This is a genomic window from Salipiger bermudensis, assembly GCF_019801965.1.
In the GTDB taxonomy this organism is placed as follows: Bacteria; Pseudomonadota; Alphaproteobacteria; order Rhodobacterales; family Rhodobacteraceae; genus Salipiger; species Salipiger bermudensis_A.
The window spans coordinates 316,490-335,315 of record NZ_JAHVIA010000003.1 but is presented as its reverse complement, the minus strand read 5'-3'; the positions used below and the strand labels follow the sequence as shown (position 1 = coordinate 335,315).

18 protein-coding genes are annotated in these 18,826 nt (G+C 67.0%); 6 read left to right on the top strand and 12 right to left on the bottom strand.

The window, feature by feature from the left end:
- Nucleotides 1-24: 24 nt before the first annotated feature.
- Genes KUV62_RS08635 through KUV62_RS08620 form a run of 4 tightly spaced genes read right to left on the bottom strand, consistent with a single transcriptional unit; the run spans nt 25 to nt 3,350 of the window.
- Nucleotides 25-609 (bottom strand): LysE family translocator, encoded by a 585-nt coding sequence (locus KUV62_RS08635; RefSeq protein ID WP_222603279.1) that lies wholly within the window; start codon nt 607-609, stop codon nt 25-27.
- Between the two features lie 10 nt (nt 610-619).
- Entirely contained in the window at nt 620-1,711 is a 1,092-nt protein-coding gene (locus KUV62_RS08630) for a CCA tRNA nucleotidyltransferase (RefSeq protein WP_222603278.1), read from the bottom strand.
- A 53-nt stretch (nt 1,712-1,764) separates the two neighbouring features.
- Nucleotides 1,765-2,370 (bottom strand): CoA pyrophosphatase, encoded by a 606-nt coding sequence (locus tag KUV62_RS08625; RefSeq protein WP_315901567.1) that lies wholly within the window; start codon nt 2,368-2,370, stop codon nt 1,765-1,767.
- Complete coding sequence (locus tag KUV62_RS08620) at nt 2,367-3,350, bottom strand: Hsp33 family molecular chaperone HslO (protein WP_222603277.1); 984 nt, start codon at nt 3,348-3,350, stop codon at nt 2,367-2,369. The genes KUV62_RS08625 and KUV62_RS08620 overlap by 4 nt, the downstream gene beginning before the upstream one ends.
- A 77-nt stretch (nt 3,351-3,427) precedes the next feature.
- Between KUV62_RS08620 and KUV62_RS08615 the strand changes: the two genes are divergently transcribed.
- Nucleotides 3,428-3,865, top strand: a complete 438-nt coding sequence (locus KUV62_RS08615; RefSeq protein WP_222603276.1) for an NUDIX hydrolase — start codon at nt 3,428-3,430, stop codon at nt 3,863-3,865.
- A 36-nt stretch (nt 3,866-3,901) separates the two neighbouring features.
- On the opposite strand, the gene KUV62_RS08610 is transcribed toward KUV62_RS08615, so the two are convergent.
- Entirely contained in the window at nt 3,902-5,149 is a 1,248-nt protein-coding gene (locus KUV62_RS08610) for a PP2C family protein-serine/threonine phosphatase (RefSeq protein WP_222603275.1), read from the bottom strand.
- A 140-nt stretch (nt 5,150-5,289) separates the two neighbouring features.
- Here KUV62_RS08610 and KUV62_RS08605 point away from each other — a divergent pair, with 140 nt between their 5' ends.
- Nucleotides 5,290-5,625, top strand: coding sequence for an Hpt domain-containing protein (locus tag KUV62_RS08605; protein ID WP_222603274.1), 336 nt, complete (start codon nt 5,290-5,292; stop codon nt 5,623-5,625).
- Nucleotides 5,626-5,855: 230 nt separating this feature from the next.
- On the opposite strand, the gene ilvA is transcribed toward KUV62_RS08605, so the two are convergent.
- Together ilvA and KUV62_RS08595 are read right to left on the bottom strand one after the other, a co-directional pair.
- Nucleotides 5,856-7,082, bottom strand: a complete 1,227-nt coding sequence (gene ilvA, locus KUV62_RS08600) for a threonine ammonia-lyase IlvA (RefSeq protein ID WP_222603273.1) — start codon at nt 7,080-7,082, stop codon at nt 5,856-5,858.
- 37 nt (nt 7,083-7,119) lie between these two features.
- On the bottom strand, nt 7,120-7,875 hold the full coding sequence (locus tag KUV62_RS08595; protein WP_261395484.1) for a hypothetical protein: 756 nt from the start codon (nt 7,873-7,875) through the stop codon (nt 7,120-7,122).
- A 114-nt stretch (nt 7,876-7,989) separates the two neighbouring features.
- Here KUV62_RS08595 and KUV62_RS08590 point away from each other — a divergent pair, with 114 nt between their 5' ends.
- Both KUV62_RS08590 and KUV62_RS08585 read left to right on the top strand, forming a co-directional pair.
- On the top strand, nt 7,990-9,210 hold the full coding sequence (locus KUV62_RS08590; protein ID WP_222603272.1) for an argininosuccinate synthase: 1,221 nt from the start codon (nt 7,990-7,992) through the stop codon (nt 9,208-9,210).
- A 175-nt stretch (nt 9,211-9,385) separates the two neighbouring features.
- Nucleotides 9,386-9,799: a DUF1810 domain-containing protein gene (locus tag KUV62_RS08585; protein ID WP_261395483.1), complete on the top strand. Its 414-nt coding sequence runs from the start codon at nt 9,386-9,388 to the stop codon at nt 9,797-9,799.
- 146 nt (nt 9,800-9,945) lie between these two features.
- Here KUV62_RS08585 and KUV62_RS08580 read toward each other — a convergent pair whose 3' ends face one another.
- From KUV62_RS08580 to KUV62_RS08570, 3 genes are all read right to left on the bottom strand, one after another.
- On the bottom strand, nt 9,946-10,356 hold the full coding sequence (locus tag KUV62_RS08580; protein ID WP_222603270.1) for a hypothetical protein: 411 nt from the start codon (nt 10,354-10,356) through the stop codon (nt 9,946-9,948).
- A 113-nt stretch (nt 10,357-10,469) separates the two neighbouring features.
- Complete coding sequence (locus tag KUV62_RS08575; protein ID WP_222603269.1) at nt 10,470-11,186, bottom strand: HAD family hydrolase; 717 nt, start codon at nt 11,184-11,186, stop codon at nt 10,470-10,472.
- Nucleotides 11,183-12,079, bottom strand: a complete 897-nt coding sequence (locus KUV62_RS08570) for a D-amino acid aminotransferase (protein ID WP_222603268.1) — start codon at nt 12,077-12,079, stop codon at nt 11,183-11,185. The genes KUV62_RS08575 and KUV62_RS08570 overlap by 4 nt, the downstream gene beginning before the upstream one ends.
- Before the next feature lie 131 nt (nt 12,080-12,210).
- On the opposite strand from KUV62_RS08570, the gene msrA reads away from it, so the two are divergent.
- Nucleotides 12,211-12,858, top strand: coding sequence for a peptide-methionine (S)-S-oxide reductase MsrA (gene msrA / locus KUV62_RS08565; RefSeq protein WP_222603267.1), 648 nt, complete (start codon nt 12,211-12,213; stop codon nt 12,856-12,858).
- 3 nt (nt 12,859-12,861) lie between these two features.
- Here msrA and KUV62_RS08560 read toward each other — a convergent pair whose 3' ends face one another.
- Together KUV62_RS08560 and KUV62_RS08555 are read right to left on the bottom strand one after the other, a co-directional pair.
- Nucleotides 12,862-13,740, bottom strand: coding sequence for a ribokinase (locus KUV62_RS08560; RefSeq protein ID WP_222603266.1), 879 nt, complete (start codon nt 13,738-13,740; stop codon nt 12,862-12,864).
- A gap of 25 nt (nt 13,741-13,765) precedes the next feature.
- Nucleotides 13,766-16,021, bottom strand: coding sequence for an NADP-dependent malic enzyme (locus KUV62_RS08555; RefSeq protein WP_222603265.1), 2,256 nt, complete (start codon nt 16,019-16,021; stop codon nt 13,766-13,768).
- Nucleotides 16,022-16,168: 147 nt separating this feature from the next.
- Here KUV62_RS08555 and mutS point away from each other — a divergent pair, with 147 nt between their 5' ends.
- Entirely contained in the window at nt 16,169-18,811 is a 2,643-nt protein-coding gene (mutS, locus tag KUV62_RS08550; protein ID WP_222603264.1) for a DNA mismatch repair protein MutS, read from the top strand.
- The last annotated feature ends 15 nt before the right edge of the window (nt 18,812-18,826 follow it).

Here is an 18,826-nt window from a genome sequence, read left to right as displayed (position 1 = left end):
TGAGGGCGCAGTCTCCCCGATTCCCTACAGGAAGACCATGACGGAAAAACTGCCCAGAGCGAGGGCCATGATCCGGCTGAAAACCCGCCACGCGGCGGGGGTCGTCAACAGGTAGGTGAGCAGCGCGCCGGCGCTGGTCCAGAACAGGCAGCAGACCAGGTTGATGCCGGAAAAGGCGGAGCCGAGCCGCACTGCCTCCCACCACGGGCCGCTGGTGCCGGGATAGGCAGAGGCCGCCGCCAGCGCCACCGCCCAGACCTTGGGATTGACCCATTGGAACAGCACCGCCTCGATCAGCGTCATCGGCCGGTCGCGCTCGGCCTTGCCCTTGCGTCGGTCCGAGTTCCACAGCCCCCACGCCATGTAGAGCATCCAGCCGCTGGCGGCGATCTTGAGCGCCAGCTCCAGCATCGGCGCTTGCTGCAGCAGCGCCGCGATGCCGAGCCCGGTGAGACCTGCGGTGATGCCCACGCCCAGCACAACGCCGAAGAGATGCGGCAGCGTCCGGCGGATGCCGAAACGCGCGCCGGAGGCCGTCAGCAGCACGACGTTGGGGCCGGGCGAGAACAGGCCGAAGAAGACGAAGCCGTAGAGCGGGTCGATATTCATGTGGGGAAGGTCACTTCAGAAGGTCGGCCTTGGTCAGGGTGAAGCCGGACGCGATCCAACGCCGCTCGCGCTCGCGCAGGGCCTCGCCCAGCGCCGGGCCCTCGAAGTCAGGCATCAGGTCACGCGGGCGGATCGGCAGCTTCGCCCCTGCCCCGGCAGCGATCTGTGCCTCGAGATCATCCGGCATCGGCTGGCCAAGGCTCGCGCCCCGCAGCGCCGCGACGTCGCGGGCCATCGCCTCACCGTGGCGATAGGCGATCTCGGCATAGCCCGTATTGGCGGATAACAGGCTCTGATACGCTTCGAGATGCTTCTGGCGCGCCTTAGAGAGCCGCAGGCTGCGCGCGTCGAAATAGCCCATCACCGCGAGCCGGCGCATCGGATCGGGCGCCAGCCCCGCGCTCTCTTCCAGCGCCACCAACGGCGCCAGCATCCGCGACGTGGCGCCGGGCAGCACCCGCGCCAGAACCCCCACCTGCTCCATCACCGCCACCGAAGGCGCCGGATCAGGGGCAGAGAGAAGCCGGGTGATCTCGTGCCCGACGCGCTCGGCCGAGAGCGCCTCGAGCCCGTCGAGATTGTCGGCGATGCCCGCCAGAGCCTCGGGATCGACGCCGGCCTGCGCGTCACCATACCAGGCGTGAAAGCGGAAGAAGCGCAGGATGCGCAGGTAATCCTCGCGGATGCGTTCGCCGGCATCGCGGATGAAGCGCACCCGGCGCGCCTCCAGGTCCGGCAGGCCATTGAGCGGGTCGAGCACCGCGCCGCGCGCGTCGGCATAGAGCGCGTTCATGGTGAAATCGCGCCGCGCGGCATCCTCGGCGATGTCATCGGAATAGCGCACCACGGCGCGGCGGCCATCTGTCTCGACATCGGCTCGGAAGGTGGTGACCTCGTGGCCGATGCCCTCGGCGACGACAGTGACCGTGCCGTGATCGATGCCCGTCGGCACCGGCTTCAGCCCCGCAGCGACGGCCAGCGCCACGACCGTGTCGGGGCGGGCATCGGTGGCGATATCAACATCGGCCACCGGTGCCCCGAAAAGCGCGTTGCGGACGCAGCCGCCCACCGCGTAGGCGGCGTGACCGGCCTGCTCCAGCATCGCCAGAACCTCCTGCGTCGATGCGCAGCTGAGCCACTCCCCCCCGACCCGTGTCACGGCGAGATCCGCCCCGCCAGCGCCCGCAGCATCCGCGCCGTCGCGCCCCAGATGTAATAGGGGCCGAAGGGCGCGGTGTAGTAATAGCGCCGCTGCCCGCGCCAGCGCCGCCACTGGATGCTGTAACGCGCCGGATCGGTGACATGTTCGAAGGGCACGCGGAAGATTTCGGCCACCTCGCCGGGCTCTGCCAGCGGCGTGAATTCGTCTCTGACAAGGCCCAGAACCGGCGTGGCAAGGAAGCCTGTCACCGTCTCGTGCGGTGCCATCGTTCCCAGCAACTCGACCGTGTCGCGCGGCAGCCCGACCTCTTCATGCGCCTCGCGCAGGGCGGCATCGACCGGCCCGTCATCTGCCGGATCAACCTTGCCGCCGGGAAAGGCGATCTGGCCGGGATGATGCTTGAGCCGCGACGATCGCTTGGTCAGCAGCAGTTCGAGCCCGTCTTCCCCAGGCAGGAACGCGGCCAGCACACCGGCTGGCCGCAGCTTGCGATTGGCGGGCAGAACCGTCTCGGGGTTCAGATCGAAATCCGATGACGGGGTGTGCTCCCCGGTCACCGCCCGGCGCAGGGCCGCGATCTGATCCTCCGCCCGGCTCACTTCTTCGCCTCGAGCCCCACGCTTGCCGGGTCGAGCTCGTAATGCGCGCCGCAGAACTGGCAATCGGCGGTAACGAGCCCGTCTTCGGTGGTCATCTTCTCGATGTCGCGAGCCGAGTAGATCGACAGCGACTGGCGCACCCGGTCTTCCGAGCAGGTGCAGCCGAAGCGCACCGGCTGGGCGTCGAAGACGCGCGGCTGTTCCTCGTGGAACAGGCGCACGAGCAGGTCGGTCGGCGGCAGGTCGGGGCCGATGAGCTCGAGCTCGTCGACGGTATCGACATGGAAGTTCACCCGCCGCCAGTTTTCCTCCTCGTCGCCATCGACGAGATCCTCGGCGCGCAGCAGGCCGCTCTCACCCGAGCCGCCCTCGGGGTTCTGGGCGAAGGGCGAGGCCTTGGGCATGGTCTGGATCATCATGCCGCCGGCACGCCACTCGCCCGAGCCGTCCGCCTGCAGGGCACGGCCGTAGTTGAGCGCGAAGCGGGTCGGCAGCTGCTCGGACTGGGCGAAATAGGCCTCGGCGCAGGCCGCGAGAGAGCCGCCCGCGATCGGGGTGATGCCCTGGTAGGGCGTGGTGCCCTTGCCCTGGTCGATCAGGATGGCGAAGTAGCCGTCCTCGAGCTGCTCGAAAGCCGGCGCATCCGACACCTTCTCGGCATCGTAGCTGGCATAGGCGCGGATCCGGGCGGGCTCGCCCTCCTTCTCGGGGGCAAAGTAATCTGTGGCGATCATCCGCACCGCGCCGCGGGTCTGGACCTGGAGCGAGAGCTTCCAGCGCAGCTTCACCGTCTGCCCGATCAGCGCCGTGAGCAGCGCCATCTCGGCCACCAGCGCCTCGACCGGCGCCGGGTAATCGTGCTGACTCAGAATGCCGTTGAGCACCCCGTCGAGCCGCGCGACACGGCCCCGGATGTCGGAGAGGTCAAGCTGAAACGGAAGGACGGTATCGTCCCAGGCAAGTTTGCTGCCGATGGTCATGGGGTTTCCTTATTTGCCGGGCGTTGGCATACCGGCACCATATAGGCAGGACAAGGCAGGAACCAAGGGGGCCCCCGATGATCGCACGCTATGGCCAGCCGCCGGAAGCCGGGCGGAAATACACACTGCGCCCCGGCGCTTATGCGATCCTGCCCCGCGACGGGGCGCTGCTGCTCACCCACCAGACCGATCCATGGCCCGAGTTCCAGCTGCCCGGAGGCGGCATCGATCCGGGCGAATCGCCGCTCGAGGCGCTGCACCGCGAGGTGCTGGAAGAGACCGGCTGGCGCATCGCCTGGCCGCAGCGGCTCGGCGCATTCCGGCGCTTCACCTACATGCCGGAATACGATCTCTGGGCCGAGAAGCTCTGCATCATCTACATGGCGCATCCGGTGCGCCCGCTCGGCCCGCCCAGCGAAGACGGCCACAGCGCGCATTTCGTGGCGCCGGAGCTGGCCGCCGACATTCTCGGCAATCCCGGCGATTGCGACTTCGTTCAACGCTTCGCCCTTTGAGCCGCGTCTCGGTGTTGACGGCTCACGGCCCAAGCCTCACGGCCCGTGATACTCGACCAGCGCCGCCGAGACGTCATCCTCGAGCGGGTGGCCCGGCGGGGTAAGCTGGCTCAGCCGCCAGTAGAGATCATCGAGAAACTCGGTGCCCTGCGCCGAGACGCATTCGCGCGCCAGCTCGATCAGGCCGCGCTCGTCGAGCATGCCGCCGCCGTTCAGACGCGCCTCGGTCATGCCATCGGAATAGAGCAGGATGCGATCTCCGGGCGCGAGGGAGAGCCGTGTCTCCTCGTAGCTGGCATCGGCCAGCAACCCCACCGGCAAGCTGCCAGCGCCAACATACTCCATGCCCCCGTCAGCCCGGATCAGCAACGGCGGCGGATGTCCCGCGCGCACCAGCGTGACGAGCCCCGAGCCCAGCTCAAGCGTGAGGTAGGCCATCGTCAGGTATTCAAGCACCCCGGGATCTGCCGAAAGCCGCTGGTTCAGCCGCATCGCAACGACCTTCGGCGGGCAGAAGATCATCTTTCGCTCGCGCCGCCGTTCTAGCGCAATGTTCTGATCGGGGAAATCGCCGCCGAGATAGCCCGCCACCCGGGCGGTCATCATCGCGGAGGTGATGCCGTGGCCCGAGACATCGATGCAATAGACCCCGACACCAGAGAGATCGGGGCTGAACATCCCCACGAGATCGCCGCCAACGTGGCCGCAGGGCTTCAGCAGCAGGCTGACGCTGGCGGTGCGGAAGCGCTGGAACCGCCGCGGCACCAGCGCCTGCTGGATGGTGCGGGCCTGCCGCAGATCGCGGTCGATCGCGTCATAGGCCCGGCGCAGCTTGGCCAGCGTCTCGGAGAGTTGGCGCTGGGTCGAGAGCAGGCGCGCGCCGGCATTGATCCGGGCGCGCAGCTCGTCGGAGCTCACCGGCTTGGTCAGGAAATCGTCCGCCCCCGCATCGAGCCCGCGCACGATGGCACCGCGCTCGTTCTTCGAGGTGAGCAGGATGAAATAGCCGTAGCTGTCGCGCGGAAGCTGCCGGAACCGGCGGCAGAGCTCGAGCCCATCCATCCCCGGCATCATCCAGTCCGACAGCACCGCGTCGAAGGCGATCTCCTCGCAGAGCGCCAGCGCCTCCGCCCCGCTTTCCGCCTGCCATACCTCGAAGCCCCAGTGCCGCATCATCGCGGCGAGGATCTTGAGCTGCACGGCGCTGTCATCGACGAGCAGGATGCGCTGAAGCGGGGTACCCGAGACGCTCGGGTCGGGAATGTCGGTGCGGTCCGGGTGCAAGCGCGATCCTCGCTCGGGCAGGTTGCCGATCTCTAGCCGATCGCCCCTAACGCTTCCTTTCCAGAGCACGGACCGGAAACGCGTCCGTTGGAAAGGATTTCTTCATGCTCTCACGCTACTCCCGGGCAAGGAGGTGTTCCATGATCGATTGGGCCCGCGTTGCCGAGCTGCGCGATGAAATCGGCGCTGCGGAATTCGAGGAGGTCGTGCCCCTCTTCCTGCAGGAGGTCGAAGCCACCGTCGGCGATCTCCCGGTTCTGCTGCACAGCGCCCCGGAAACCGAAGCCGCATTGCATTCGCTGCGTGGCAGTGCGCTCAACCTGGGCTTCTCGGCCTTCGCAGCGATCTGCGACGAATACGAAGCAGCAGCGCGCGCCGGGGCGACAGGCGGCATCGACATGACCCTCATCGCCGGCCTCTACGAGCAGAGCCGCGAAGCCTTCCTGCGCGATCTGTCAGACCGTCTCGCCGCCTGAGCCCCGGCCGCGAGACGGCTCTCAAGCGTTGCACGCCATGGCTCGGGCAAAAGTGGCACGGCCGAGCCGGTCGAGCGCCGGGAAATCGCGAGCCTGCGTCGGATCGGAGAGCGGCATCCCCGGCGAGATCAGGCAAGATCCCCGGATCAGGCAAAAGCCACAAATCAGAGCGCCTCGCCAGATCAGGGCGAGCCTGCGGAGAGAGGCCGCCGGGCGCTCGGATCAAACACTCAGATCAGGAACTGCGCCAGCACCTCGTCATCGGTGATGTCGCGATAGGTGTAGCCGTGGGCGTCGAGCTTGCGGAACAGCTCGTCGAAATGCACCGGGTCCGAGGTCTCGATTCCGATCAGCACCGAGCCGAAATTGCGTGCCGATTTCTTCAGGTATTCGAAGCGCGCGATATCATCCTCCGGCCCGAGGAAACCGAGGAAATCCTTCAGCGCGCCGGGCCGCTGCGGCAGGCGCAGGATGAAATACTTCTTCACCCCCGAGTAGCGCTGCGCCCGCTCCTTGACCTCCGGCAGGCGCTCGAAATCGAAATTGCCGCCCGAGGTCACGCAGACCACGGTGCGCCCCCGGATCGACTGGCCGAGATCCTTGAGCGCATCCACCGCCAGCGCGCCCGCCGGTTCCAGCACCACCCCCTCGACATTCAGCATCTCGAGCATGGTGGTGCAGAGCCGGTCCTCGCTGATGGTCAGCGTGTTGGCCAGCCCGACCCCCTTGAGCCGCGCGAAGGTCTTTTCACCGATCTTCGCCACCGCCGCGCCATCGGCAAAATTGTCGACCCGCTCGAGCGCCACCGGGTGGCCCGCCCGCAGCGCCGCCTGCAGGCAGGCGCCGCCCCGCGGCTCGACGAAGGTGTATTGGCAGTCATTGCCGAAATAGCTCAGCATCCCCGAGCCCAGCCCGCCGCCGCCCACCGGGATCACCACGTGATCCGGCACCCGCCCGAGCTGGCCCTCGACCTCGACCGCGACGCTGGCCTGCCCCTCGATCACGTCCTCATCATCGAAGGGCGACAGGAAATGCCCGCCCTTCTCGGCGCAGAACGCCTGCGCCGCCGCCAGCGTGTCGTCGAAATAATCGCCGGTCATCACCAGCTCGACCGCGTCTCCACCGAACATCCGGGTCTTCTGGATCTTCTGGTCGGGCGTCGTCACCGGCATGAAGATCACGCCCTTCTTGCCGAACTGGCGGCACATGAAGGCGACGCCCTGAGCGTGGTTGCCGGCGCTCGCGGCGACGAAGAGCTCCGCCTCGGGGCGCTTGCGCATGGCGTTGAAGGCGCCGCGCAGCTTGTAGCTGCGCACCGGGCTCAGATCCTCGCGCTTGAGCCAGACATCGGCGCCGAAACGCTCGCTGAGATGGGCGTTGCGCAGAAGCGGTGTCTCGGGGAAGACCTCGCGCATCGCCAGTGCGGCGGCGCGGGCCTTGTCTTGAAAGCTGTCCATTGCCGAGAGTTGGCGCATCCCCCGGCGCAAGGCAAGCCTAGTCGAGCGACCGCCCCTCGACAAAATACCCGTAAAGCGTTGTCAGCACCGAGATGCCGATCATCGTCGCGAACCAGTTGACCACGATGGAATAGACCAGGCTAATCACCGAGCTGCTATTGCCGTCGATCATCGCCGGCACGCTGATCAGGAACTGCCCCGCCATCACGATCAACGCCAGCACGAGGATCGCCTTGTCGTCCTTGGCCGTCGCCTGCCACGATTCGCCAAGGCTCAGTTTCTCGCCCAGCGCCGCGGCCGGCAGGATCAGCCCGATGCGGAAGAACACGTAGCTCGCGAGGCCCACGAGCCCGAAGGCCACCATCCCCATCAGCCCGGGCACCGCCATCGCAGCACCCATCGCCAGCCCGCCGATCACCGCGATGCCGAGCCCGATCAGCAGACCGATGACGATGGAGCGGCCGAGATAGCTCAGGATTTCGGAACCATGCCAGGCCGGCAGCCAGCCGCGCGGGGTCTCTCCGGTCAGCACGAAGCGATGCCAGCCGACCGCGATCCACAGGCTGGCGATCAGCGCAAGTACCATCAGGATCAGCAATTCTCCCGCCGCCACCGGGGCCACGGTGGGATCCCCCGCGGTCGGATCGGCCTGCGGCATGAAGAAGGTCAGGATCTGCGACGCCGCCTGCAGCAGGTAGAGCACCGCCGAGACGCGCAGCGCCGGGCCGAGATTGTCCAGCACCATCCGCACCGAATGCATGAAGATCGTCCAGCCCATCGCACCGCCCGTCATTTCGCCTCACCCCGGCAGGGCTAGCACAGCCCGAGGGGGCGTCAACGCCCGATCCTTGCCCCTGCGTCGAAAAGGCGGTAACCCGCGCTCCAGTTTGCACGTGAGGAAAACCCGATGTCCGCGCCCAAGAAAGTCGTCCTGGCCTATTCCGGTGGCCTCGACACCTCGATCATCCTGAAATGGCTCCAGGTGGAGTATGGCTGTGAGGTCGTCACCTTCACCGCCGATCTCGGTCAGGGAGAAGAGCTCGAACCCGCCCGCAAGAAGGCAGAGATGCTGGGCGTGTCCAAGGTCTATATCGAGGATCTCCGAGAGGAGTTCGTGCGCGATTTCGTGTTCCCGATGTTCCGGGCCAACGCGCTTTACGAAGGGCTCTACCTGCTGGGCACCTCGATCGCCCGACCGCTGATCTCCAAGCGGCTGGTCGAGATCGCCGCCGCCGAGGGGGCCGACGCGGTCGCCCACGGTGCCACCGGCAAGGGCAACGACCAGGTGCGCTTCGAGCTGGCCTGCTACGCGCTCAACCCCGAGATCAAGGTGATCGCACCCTGGCGCCTGTGGGACCTCACCTCGCGGACCCGCCTGATCGACTTCGCCGAGAAGAACCAGATCCCGATCGCCAAGGACAAGCGCGGCGAGGCGCCGTTCTCTGTCGACGCCAACCTCCTGCACACCTCCTCCGAGGGCAAGGTGCTCGAGAACCCGGCCGACGAGGCGCCCGATTACGTGCTGCAGCGCACCGTGCCCGTGGAGCAGGCGCCCGACGCGCCCGAGTTCATCGAAATCGGTTTCGAGAAGGGTGACGCGGTGTCGATCAACGGCGAGGCGATGTCGCCCGCGACGATCCTGACCAAGCTCAACGAACTCGGCGGCAAGCACGGCATCGGCGTGCTCGACCTGGTGGAGAACCGCTTCGTCGGCATGAAATCGCGCGGTATCTACGAGACCCCGGGCGGCACCGTGCTGCTCGAGGCGCATCGCGGCATCGAGCAGATCACCCTCGATTCCGGCTCCGGCCACCTCAAGGATTCGATCATGCCGCGCTATGCCGAGCTGATCTACAACGGCTTCTGGTTCTCGCCCGAGCGCGAGATGCTGCAGGCACTGATCGACAAGAGCCAGGAGCACGTGACCGGCACCGTCCGTCTCAAGCTCTACAAGGGCGTTGCCCGCACCGTGGCGCGCTGGTCCGAGCACTCGCTCTACTCCGAGGCCCACGTGACCTTCGAGGACGACGCCGGCGCCTACAATCAGGAAGACGCGAAGGGCTTCATCCAGCTCAACGCGCTGCGCCTGAAGCTGCTGGCCGCGCGCAACCGCCGCTTCCAGGGCTGAGCCAAGCCTCAGACGTCGAGAAAGACTGCCCCCGCCGGACATGCCTCCGGCGGGGATATTTTTTGGCCAGAAGAAGACAGGGGCGCTTCCCTCATGGCTTCTTCTGGCTCAAAATATCCCGGGGGGTCCGCGCCCCGCGCGGGCGGGGCAGCGCCCCAACCGGCCGGAGGTCGCCATGGCAGAACTTCAGGACTTCGTTGACGCGCAGGATCGCCACTGGCCGCAGATCCTCGCCGAACTGCGCGACGGGCGGAAGGTCACCCACTGGATCTGGTACGTGTTCCCGCAGCTCGACATTCTGGGCCGCTCGCAGATGGCGCGGCATTTCGGGCTGTCCGGGCTGGACGAGGCTGCGGCGTATCTCGGCCACCCAATCCTCGGGCCGCGTCTCTGTGAAGTGAGCGAGCTTCTGCTGAGCCACGAGGGCACGGCGCCGGTGGAGATCCTCGGCCCGGTGGATGCGCTGAAGCTGCGCTCCTGCATGACGCTTTTCGAGGCGGTGCCGGGCGCGCCGGGCTGTTTTCGCGAGGTGCTAGACAGGCTCTATTCCGGCGAAAGATGCCCTGTCACACGTGACGCATTGGGCTGAGGCGGGCAAGAAAAAGCCGCCCCCGCGGCCAGTGCGGGGACGGCGCCGAAGACCGTCATTGAGCCAGGAAGGGCGGCCTCCGGATACTTGTTACGGGAACCGGTTACTCGTTACGAACCCAGTCAACTCATCAAGACGAACCTTGTTTACTCGACGGTGATCGTGGTCATCACGAGGTTGCCGTCGAGACGGATCGGACCGTCTTCCTTGGCGCCGAGCGTGTATTCGAACACGCCGGTCTCCATCCCGCCCTCTTCGCCATGCACCATCAGCATCAGCATGTCGCCCGAGGCGACCTCTTCGGTCAGGATGGCGGCCACGTCCATGGTCTCGCCGGCGCGCAGCGGCGCATGGCCGACCACCGGGCCGGGCTTCATCTCGGCATCGGTGCGGTGCACCACGAGCCAGCCATTGCTCTCGGCCATGACCGCTTCCGCGCTCACGACGCCGTTGGAGACGCTCTGGTCCATCGCCTTGACCATCGGCATAGCGTGGTCGTCGGCAAGGGCCGCACCGGCGGTGAGGGTCAGGGCGGCGGCAACTGCGAAACTCTTCATCATACTCTCCTGTCGTGTCTTGGGCAGGCAACCCGGTGTTGCCTGATCTGCCCTTAACCACGGAGCCCGAGAGGGGGGAGTTTCAGCAGGGACCGAAAAAACCTGAAAAAAAATCAGATCAGGGTTTTGGCGCGCATCATGTCGTAATGAACCATGGCCTCTTCGGCGAGCACCTTCGCGCGTCCCTCGAGCACCGGAAGCGGGCCTTCCGGCCCGGCAAACCCCGTGGAGCGATGCACCGAAGCGTACCAGTGCGGCGCCCAGACGCCATCCTGCGGGTGGCCGCCGGCGGGCCAGCTCAGCATCGCCGGATCGAACTCCAGCCCGATCGCCGCGCAGAGCGCGCGCAGCTTGCCCTCCGGATCATTGCGGATGTCGGCGCTGTCGATGACGTAGGGCGTCAGCCCGAGGGAAGAGACATGCTCGTAAAGCTCGGCCTGCAGGGCAAAGCCGATATCGGCGGCGGTGGGGTTCTCATAGCCCTTGGAAAAGCTTGCCACCACGCGCGCCGGATGGCGCAGCAGGAAGATATTGACGCACTCGGCCATGAACTCGCGCGGCATGCCGGAGATCATGTGCTGGCACATGTGCTTGTGATAGGCGTGCGGCTTTCCCCCCGGGATCGGCCCCGCAAGCTGCACCGCGACCTCCTCGCCGCTCTCGGGGCGGCTGGCCTTGATCTCCTCGCCCATCGGGTGCGCGAGCCCGGTCATGCGCAGGTAGGGGCCGTAGAACGGCTCGTCGACCACATGGAAATCGGCGCGGTTGCCGAAGGCATACATCATCGCGGTCGAGAGGTTCCGCGGGCCGGACCACATGGCGATCTTCATGACGTGACAAGCTCCTTGTAGAGTGCCCGAAGACGCTTGGTCATCGGGCCCATCTCGCCGCTGCCGATGCGGCGGCCGTCGATCTCGCCCACCGGGGTCTGGGCGCCGAAGGTGCCGGTGAGGAAGGCCTCGTCGGCGCCGTAGGTGTCGACCAGCGAGTAGTTGCGCTCGTGCACAGGGATGCCGTTGGCGCGGCAGAGGTCGATGACCTTCTGCCGGGTGATGCCGTTCATGCAGTAATCACCCGTCGAGGTCCAAACCTCGCCCTTGCGCACGATGAAGAAGTTGCAGGCGTTGGTGGTGTTCACGAAGCCATGCACGTCGAGCATCAGCGCCTCGTCCGCCCCCGCCTTCTCGGCGGCGATGCAGGCGAGGATGCAGTTGAGCTTGGAATGCGAGTTGAGCTTGGGGTCCTGCGTCATCGGCAGGCCGCGCTGGTGCGGCACGGTGGCGAGGCGGATCGGGCGCGGGATCGAGGGCTTGGAGTGCTCCATCAGGATCACCACCGTCGGCCCCTGCATCGACAGTCCCGGATGCTGGAACGGCCGCGTCTTGATGCCCCGCGTCACCATCAGCCGGCAATGGGCATCGGTGACCATGCCGTTGGCCTCCTGGGTGGCGGCAATCGCCGCCAGCAGCTCGGCGCGGCTCATGCCGATCTCGAGGTCGATCGCCAGCGCCGCCTCGAAGAGTCGGTCGAGATGCTCGTCGATGAAGCTCCAGCGCCCGTCGTAGAGCCGCAGCCCCTCCCAGATGCCGTCGCCCAGCATGAAGCCGGAATCATAGACCGAGACCAGCGCCTCCGCCTTGGGCTTGAGCGTGCCGTTGACCCAGATGAGGATCTCTTCGTTGCGGGCGTCGTCCTGCGCCTGATGTGTCGTGACCTTGTCCATGCGTGCCACGCTAGGAGCGTTTCGCGGCCTAAGGAAGGGGTCACGCGCGCTCACCATGCGGTGAAATCGCGTTGCAGCGATTGATTGCGCGGCGCGCTGGCCGCAGCCTGTTGTCCAAAGGGAGGCGCATCATGGTCCGCAGCATCATTCTAACCGTTCTGATCGTCATGGGGCTTTGCGTGCAATCGCAGCGTGCCGAGGCCGGAGAGCGCCGCGAGATCGTCGTCGCCGGCGGCTGCTTCTGGTGCGTAGAGGCGGATTTCGAGAAGGTGCGCGGCGTGACCGGGGCGGTCTCCGGCTATACCGGCGGCAGCACCGCCAACCCGACCTACAAGCAGGTGAGCCGCGGCGGCACCGGGCATTACGAAGCGGTAAAGATCACCTATGACAGCGCGCGGGTGAGCGCCGATCAGCTCTACGCGATGTTCTTCCGCTCCGTCGACCCGACCGATGCCGGCGGCCAGTTCTGCGATCGCGGCGAGAGCTATCGGACCGCGATCTTCGTCTCCAACGCCGCCGAAAAGGCCGCCGCGGAAAAAGCCAAGGCCGAGGCGCAGGCGGCGCTCGGGCAGAGGATCGTGACCCCGATCCTGCAGGCGGACCGGTTCTACAATGCCGAGGCCTATCACCAGGATTACTACAAGTCCGACGACATCATCCTGTCGCGCTTCGGCCCGATCTCGAAGGCCAAGGCCTACAAGAAATACCGCGACGCCTGCGGCCGCGACCAGCGCGTGCGCCAGCTCTGGGGCAGCGCCGCGCCCTTCACGGGAGGCTGAGGCTCAGCCCAGCCTTGCGTCCTGCACGTCTTTCAGATCGGGGATGACATCGGCGGTGCCGTGGCGCGTCACCATGATCGCCGCGGCGCGGGTCGCGAGATCGGCGGCCTGCCGGAGCGGCATGCCGCGGTCGAGCCCGGCGATCAGGTAACCGGTGAAGGTGTCCCCTGCCCCGGTGGTGTCCACCGCCTCGACCTTGGGCGCGGCGATGCGCTCAGGGATCCAGCCGGTTTCGGCAAGATGGATACGGCAGCCCTCGGCGCCCTCGGTGACGATTACCGTCTTCACGCCCATTTGCGGCAGGTCGAGCCCGGTGGCCTCTTCGAGCTGCGCCATCTCGATCGCGTTGAGCACGAGGATGTCGGTGTGATCGAGCACCGCCAGCGCCGCCTCCGCCTCGAAGGGCGCCGCGGCATAGGCAACGCGAAGCCCGAGCTTGCGCGCCATGCGCGCCGCCTCGGGCTGCAGCAGCGTTTCGTTCTGCATCAGGAGAATATCGCCGGTATCGGCGTCCGAGAGAACCTGCCCGATCAGCTCCTCTGGAATGGCATGGTTGGCGCCGTGGTGGATGACGATGGAGTTCTCGCCGTGTCCGTCCACGAGAATGATGGCGTGGCCGGTCTCGGGCTCGACGGTGGCAATGTGCCGGGTGTCGACGCCGTATTCCATCAGCCGCTCGATGGCCCAGCCGCCGCCCTTGCCGACAGCGCCCACATGCACCACGCGAGCCGCCGCACGGGCGGCGGCGACCGACATGTTGGCGCCCTTGCCGCCAAGGCCGCGGATCATGCCTGATGCCGCCAGCGTCTCGCCCGGCAGGGGCAGATGAGGCACGGAATAGGCAAGATCCGCGTTGATCGAGCCAAGATTGTAGATCGTCATCCGTGCCTCCTCCGAAAGTTTGCGGTCAGCCCACCTTACAGGCTGCCAGCACCGCCATGTTCAGGATGTCATTGGCGGTCATGTTGGTCGAGCAGATCTGGATCGACTTGTCGATGCCCGCGAGGATCGGGCCGACCACGGTGGCGCCCGCCATCTCCTGCATCAGCTTGACCGAGATCGAGGCCGAGTGCCGTGCCGGCACCACGAGGATGTTGGCCGGGCCGGTGAGGCGCTGGAACGGGTAGGCCTCCTGCGCCTTCGGGTTCAGCGCCACGTCGACGGTCATCTCGCCCTCGTACTCGAAATCGACGCCGCGCGCGTCGAGCACCTGCGGCGCCAGATGCATTTTCTGCGCCCGCTCGGAGACCGGGTAGCCGAAGGTCGAGAACGACACGAAGGCGACGCGCGGCTCCATGCCGAGATGGCGCGCCACGTCGGCCGCGCGCTCGGCGATGGTGGCGAGGTCGTGCTGCTCTGGCCATTCATGCACCAGCGTGTCGGAGATCAGCACGATGCGGCCATTGAGCAGCAGCGCCGTGACGCCGACCGCGCCATGCTCGGCGCTGGCATCGAACACGGTGTTGATGCGCTCGAGCACGTGGGCCGACTTGCGCGTGGCGCCGGTCACCAGACCATCCGCATGGCCATGCGCCAGCATCAGCGAGGCAAACACGTGACGGTCGCGCGCGGCCATGCGGTGAATGTCCTTCAGGTCGCGGCCCCGGCGTTGCAGCCGCTGGTAGAGGAAATCCTTGTAGGCATCGAGATGGCGGGTGTTGCCCGCGTTGACGATCTCGAGCTCGCGATAGGCATCGCCAAGCCCGGCATCCTCGAGCTTCTTCTTCACGTCGTCTTCGCGGCCCACGACCAGTGCCTTGCCGAGACCGTTGCGCTGATACATGACCGCGGCGCGCAGCACGCGCGGATCGTCGCCTTCCGCGAAGATCATCCGCGCCTGCGCCTGACGCGCCCGGTTGTTGATGCTGCGGATGATCGGCGCGGTCGAGTCCATGCGACCCCGAAGCGTCTCTTCGTAGGCCTCCATGTCGATGATCGGGCGCCGCGCCGCACCGGTCTCCATGCCCGCCTTCGCCACCGCGGGCGGGATGCGATGGATCAGGCGCGGGTCGAAGGGCGTCGGGATGATGTAATCGCGGCCGAAGGCCAGCTGCTTGCCATAGGCAAGGCCGACCTCGTCGGGCACATCCTCGCGCGCGATGGCGGCGAGCGCCTCGGCGCAGGCGATCTTCATCTCGTCATTGATGGCGCGGGCGTGGATATCGAGCGCGCCGCGGAACAGGTAGGGAAAGCCCAGCACGTTGTTGACCTGGTTCGGATAGTCGCTGCGCCCGGTCGCCACGATCGCATCCGGGCGCACCTCGTGGGCCTCCTCGGGCGTGATCTCGGGATCGGGGTTGGCCATGGCGAAGATCACCGGGTTCTCGGCCATGCTCTCTACCATCGCCTGGGTCACCGCGCCCTTGGCCGAAACGCCGAGGAAGACATCGGCCCCGGCCATCGCCTCTTCCAGCGTGCGCAGATCGGTGCGCGCTGCGTGGGCGGATTTCCACTGGTTCATGCCCTCGGTGCGGCCCTGGTAGATCACGCCCTTGGTGTCGCACATGATGCAATTGTCATGCTTGGCGCCCATCGCCTTGACCAGCTCGAGGCAGGCGATGCCGGCGGCACCGGCACCGTTGAGCACGATGCGGCACTCTTCGATCTTCTTGCCGCTCAGGTGCAGCGCGTTGATCAGACCGGCTGCACAGATCACCGCGGTGCCGTGCTGGTCGTCGTGGAAGACCGGGATATCGCATTCTTCCTTGAGGCGCTGCTCGATGATGAAACACTCGGGCGCCTTGATGTCCTCGAGGTTGATCCCGCCAAAGGTCGGCGACATCAGCTTGACCGCGCGGATGATCTCTTCCGGGTCCTCGGTGTCGAGCTCGATGTCGATCGAGTTGACGTCGGCGAAGCGCTTGAACAGCACCGACTTGCCCTCCATCACCGGCTTCGAGCCGAGCGCACCGAGATTGCCGAGGCCCAGCACCGCGGTACCGTTGGAGATCACCGCAACGAGGTTGCCCTTGTTGGTGTAGTCATAGGCCAGCTCGGGGTTCTCGGCGATATCCTCGCAGGGCACCGCAACGCCCGGCGAATAGGCCAGCGACAGGTCGCGCTGGGTGGTCATCGGGACGGTGGCCTTCACCTCCCACTTGCCGGGGGTGGGCTCGAGGTGGAAGGCAAGCGCCTCCTCCCGGGTGAATTTGATCTTGGCCATGTCGTCTTTCTCCAGCGCAGCGCGTCGTTTCTCTTAGCGCAGCGTCAAGCATCGCTCAACAGCGCGGATTTCGGCTTTCGTCGGGGTCGGACGCTTTGGTATGTCTCGCCGGAACAGGCAGGCACAGGCAGTCACCCGGGGGCAGACATGACGGCAGTCACGCCAATGATGGCGCAATATCTCGAGATCAAGGCCGGGCACCCGGATGCGCTGCTGTTCTACCGCATGGGCGATTTCTACGAGCTGTTCTTCGACGATGCCGCCGCCGCCGCCGAGGCGCTCGACATCGCGCTGACCAAGCGCGGCAAGCACGCGGGAGACGATATCCCGATGTGCGGCGTGCCGGTCCATGCCGCCGAAGGCTATCTGCTGACGCTGATCCGCAAGGGCTTTCGCGTCGCGGTCTGCGAGCAGATGGAGAGCCCCGCCGAGGCCAAGAAGCGCGGCTCGAAATCGGTGGTGAAGCGCGAGGTAGTGCGGCTCGTCACCCCCGGGACGCTCACCGAGGAGTCATTGCTCGAGGCGCGGCGGCACAATTTCCTCGCCGCCTTGGCCAAGGTTCGAGACGATTGGGCGCTGGCCTGGGCCGATATCTCTACCGGCGCGTTCCACGTCATGCCGCTGGGCCAGGCTCGTATCGGCGCAGAGCTGGCGCGGCTTGCCCCCTCCGAGCTGCTGACCTCCGAGGCCGCCGAGGAAGAGCTGCGCGCGGTGCTGGGCGATCTCGGCATCTACCCCACTGTGCTCGGCCGCGCCTCCTTCGACAGCGCCGGTGCCGAGGCCCGGCTCTGCAGCCTCTTCGGGGTGCAGACGCTCGCCGGCTTCGGCAGCTTCGAGCGCGCCGAACTGGCGGCGATGGGAGCGCTGGTCGATTACCTCGACATCACCCAGAAGGGCCGTCTGCCGCTGCTGCGCGCACCGCAGCGCGACGCGGTCTCGCGGCTTTTGCAGATCGACGCCGCCACCCGGCGCAACCTCGAGCTCACGCAATCGATGAATGGCGGCCGCCAGGGCTCGCTGCTGTCGGTGATCGACCGCACCGTGACCCCCGGCGGCGCCCGCCTGCTCGAGCGCCGCGTCTCCTCGCCCTCGCGCGAGCTTGCGGTGATCTCCGCCCGGCTCGACGCGCTCGACTGGGGCATCGAGACGCCGCTTGCCAGCGCCCTGCGCGATCTGCTGCGAAAGGTGCCCGATCTCGACCGCGCCCTGTCGCGCCTCGGGCTCGACCGCGGCGGCCCGCGCGATCTTGCCGCGGTGCGCAACGCGCTGGCCCAGGCCGAGGAGATCGCGCAAGCGCTCGATGAGGCCGCCCTGCCCGAGCTGCTCGCCAGCTCCCGCGCCGCGCTGCGCGGCCACGACGAGCTGCTCTCCCTGCTCGACGCCGCGCTGGTGGCCGAGCCGCCGCTCCTCGCCCGCGACGGCGGCTTCATCGCGCCCGGATACGACGAGGCACTCGACGAAGCCCGCAAGCTGCGCGACGAGGGTCGCGGCGTGATCGCCGCCATGCAGGCGCAATACGCCCAGCAGGCCGGGGTCAATTCGCTCAAGATCAAGCATAACAACGTGCTCGGCTACTTCATCGAAACCACCGCCACCCATGCGGAAAAGATGATGTCGCCGCCGCTCAGCGAGACCTTCATCCACCGCCAGACCACCGCCAACCAGGTCCGCTTCACCACCGTCGAGCTGACCGAGCTCGAGACCCGCATCCTCAATGCCGGCAACGAGGCTTTGGAGATCGAAAAGCGTCTCTATGCCAGCCTGAGAGACGCCATCCTGGCCAATGCCCCCACTCTTTCCGAGACCGGCCTTGCGCTGTCGGAATTCGATCTCGCGCTTGGCCTCGCCGATCTCGCCCGCGCCCAGGACTGGTGCCGCCCGCAGGTTGACGACAGCCGCGCCTTCGCCATCGAGGGCGGCCGTCACCCTGTGGTCGAACGCGCCCTGCAGGCGCAGGGCGGCAGCGCCTTCATCGCCAATGATTGCGGCCTCTCGGCCGAGGGCGATGCCGCCTCCGTCACCCTGCTCACCGGCCCCAACATGGCCGGTAAGTCGACCTATCTTCGGCAGAACGCCCTGATCGCGCTGCTGGCGCAAATCGGCTCCTACGTCCCGGCCCGCTCGGCGCATTTGGGCCTCGTCAGCCAGATCTTCAGCCGCGTCGGCGCCTCGGACGATCTCGCCCGTGGCCGCTCCACCTTCATGGTCGAGATGGTCGAGACCGCCGCCATCCTCAACCAGGCCGACGACCGCGCGCTCGTCATCCTCGACGAGATCGGCCGTGGCACGGCGACCTATGACGGGCTCTCGATCGCCTGGGCGACGCTCGAACACCTGCACGGCGTCAACCGGGTGCGCGGCCTCTTCGCGACCCACTACCACGAACTCACCGTGCTCGCCGGCAAGCTCGCGGGCGTGCGCAACGCCACAGTCGCGGTCAAGGAATGGGACGGCGAGGTGATCTTCCTGCACGAGGTGCGCGAAGGCGCCGCCGACCGCTCCTACGGCGTGCAGGTGGCCCAGCTCGCCGGCCTGCCCCGCGCGGTCACCGATCGCGCCCGCACCATCCTCGACGCGCTGGAGAAAGGCGAGCGCGAGCGCGCCGCCCCCAAGGCGCTGATCGACGACCTGCCGCTGTTCTCCGCCGCCGCCGAGGCCGCCCCCCAGCCCGCGCGCCCCTCCGGCCCCTCGCCGCTCGAGGAAAAGCTCGCCAGCCTCAACCCCGACGATCTCTCCCCGCGCGACGCCCTTCAGGCGCTCTACGACCTCAAGGCCGCGCTCGAGCACTAAAAAAGCGGCCCCCGG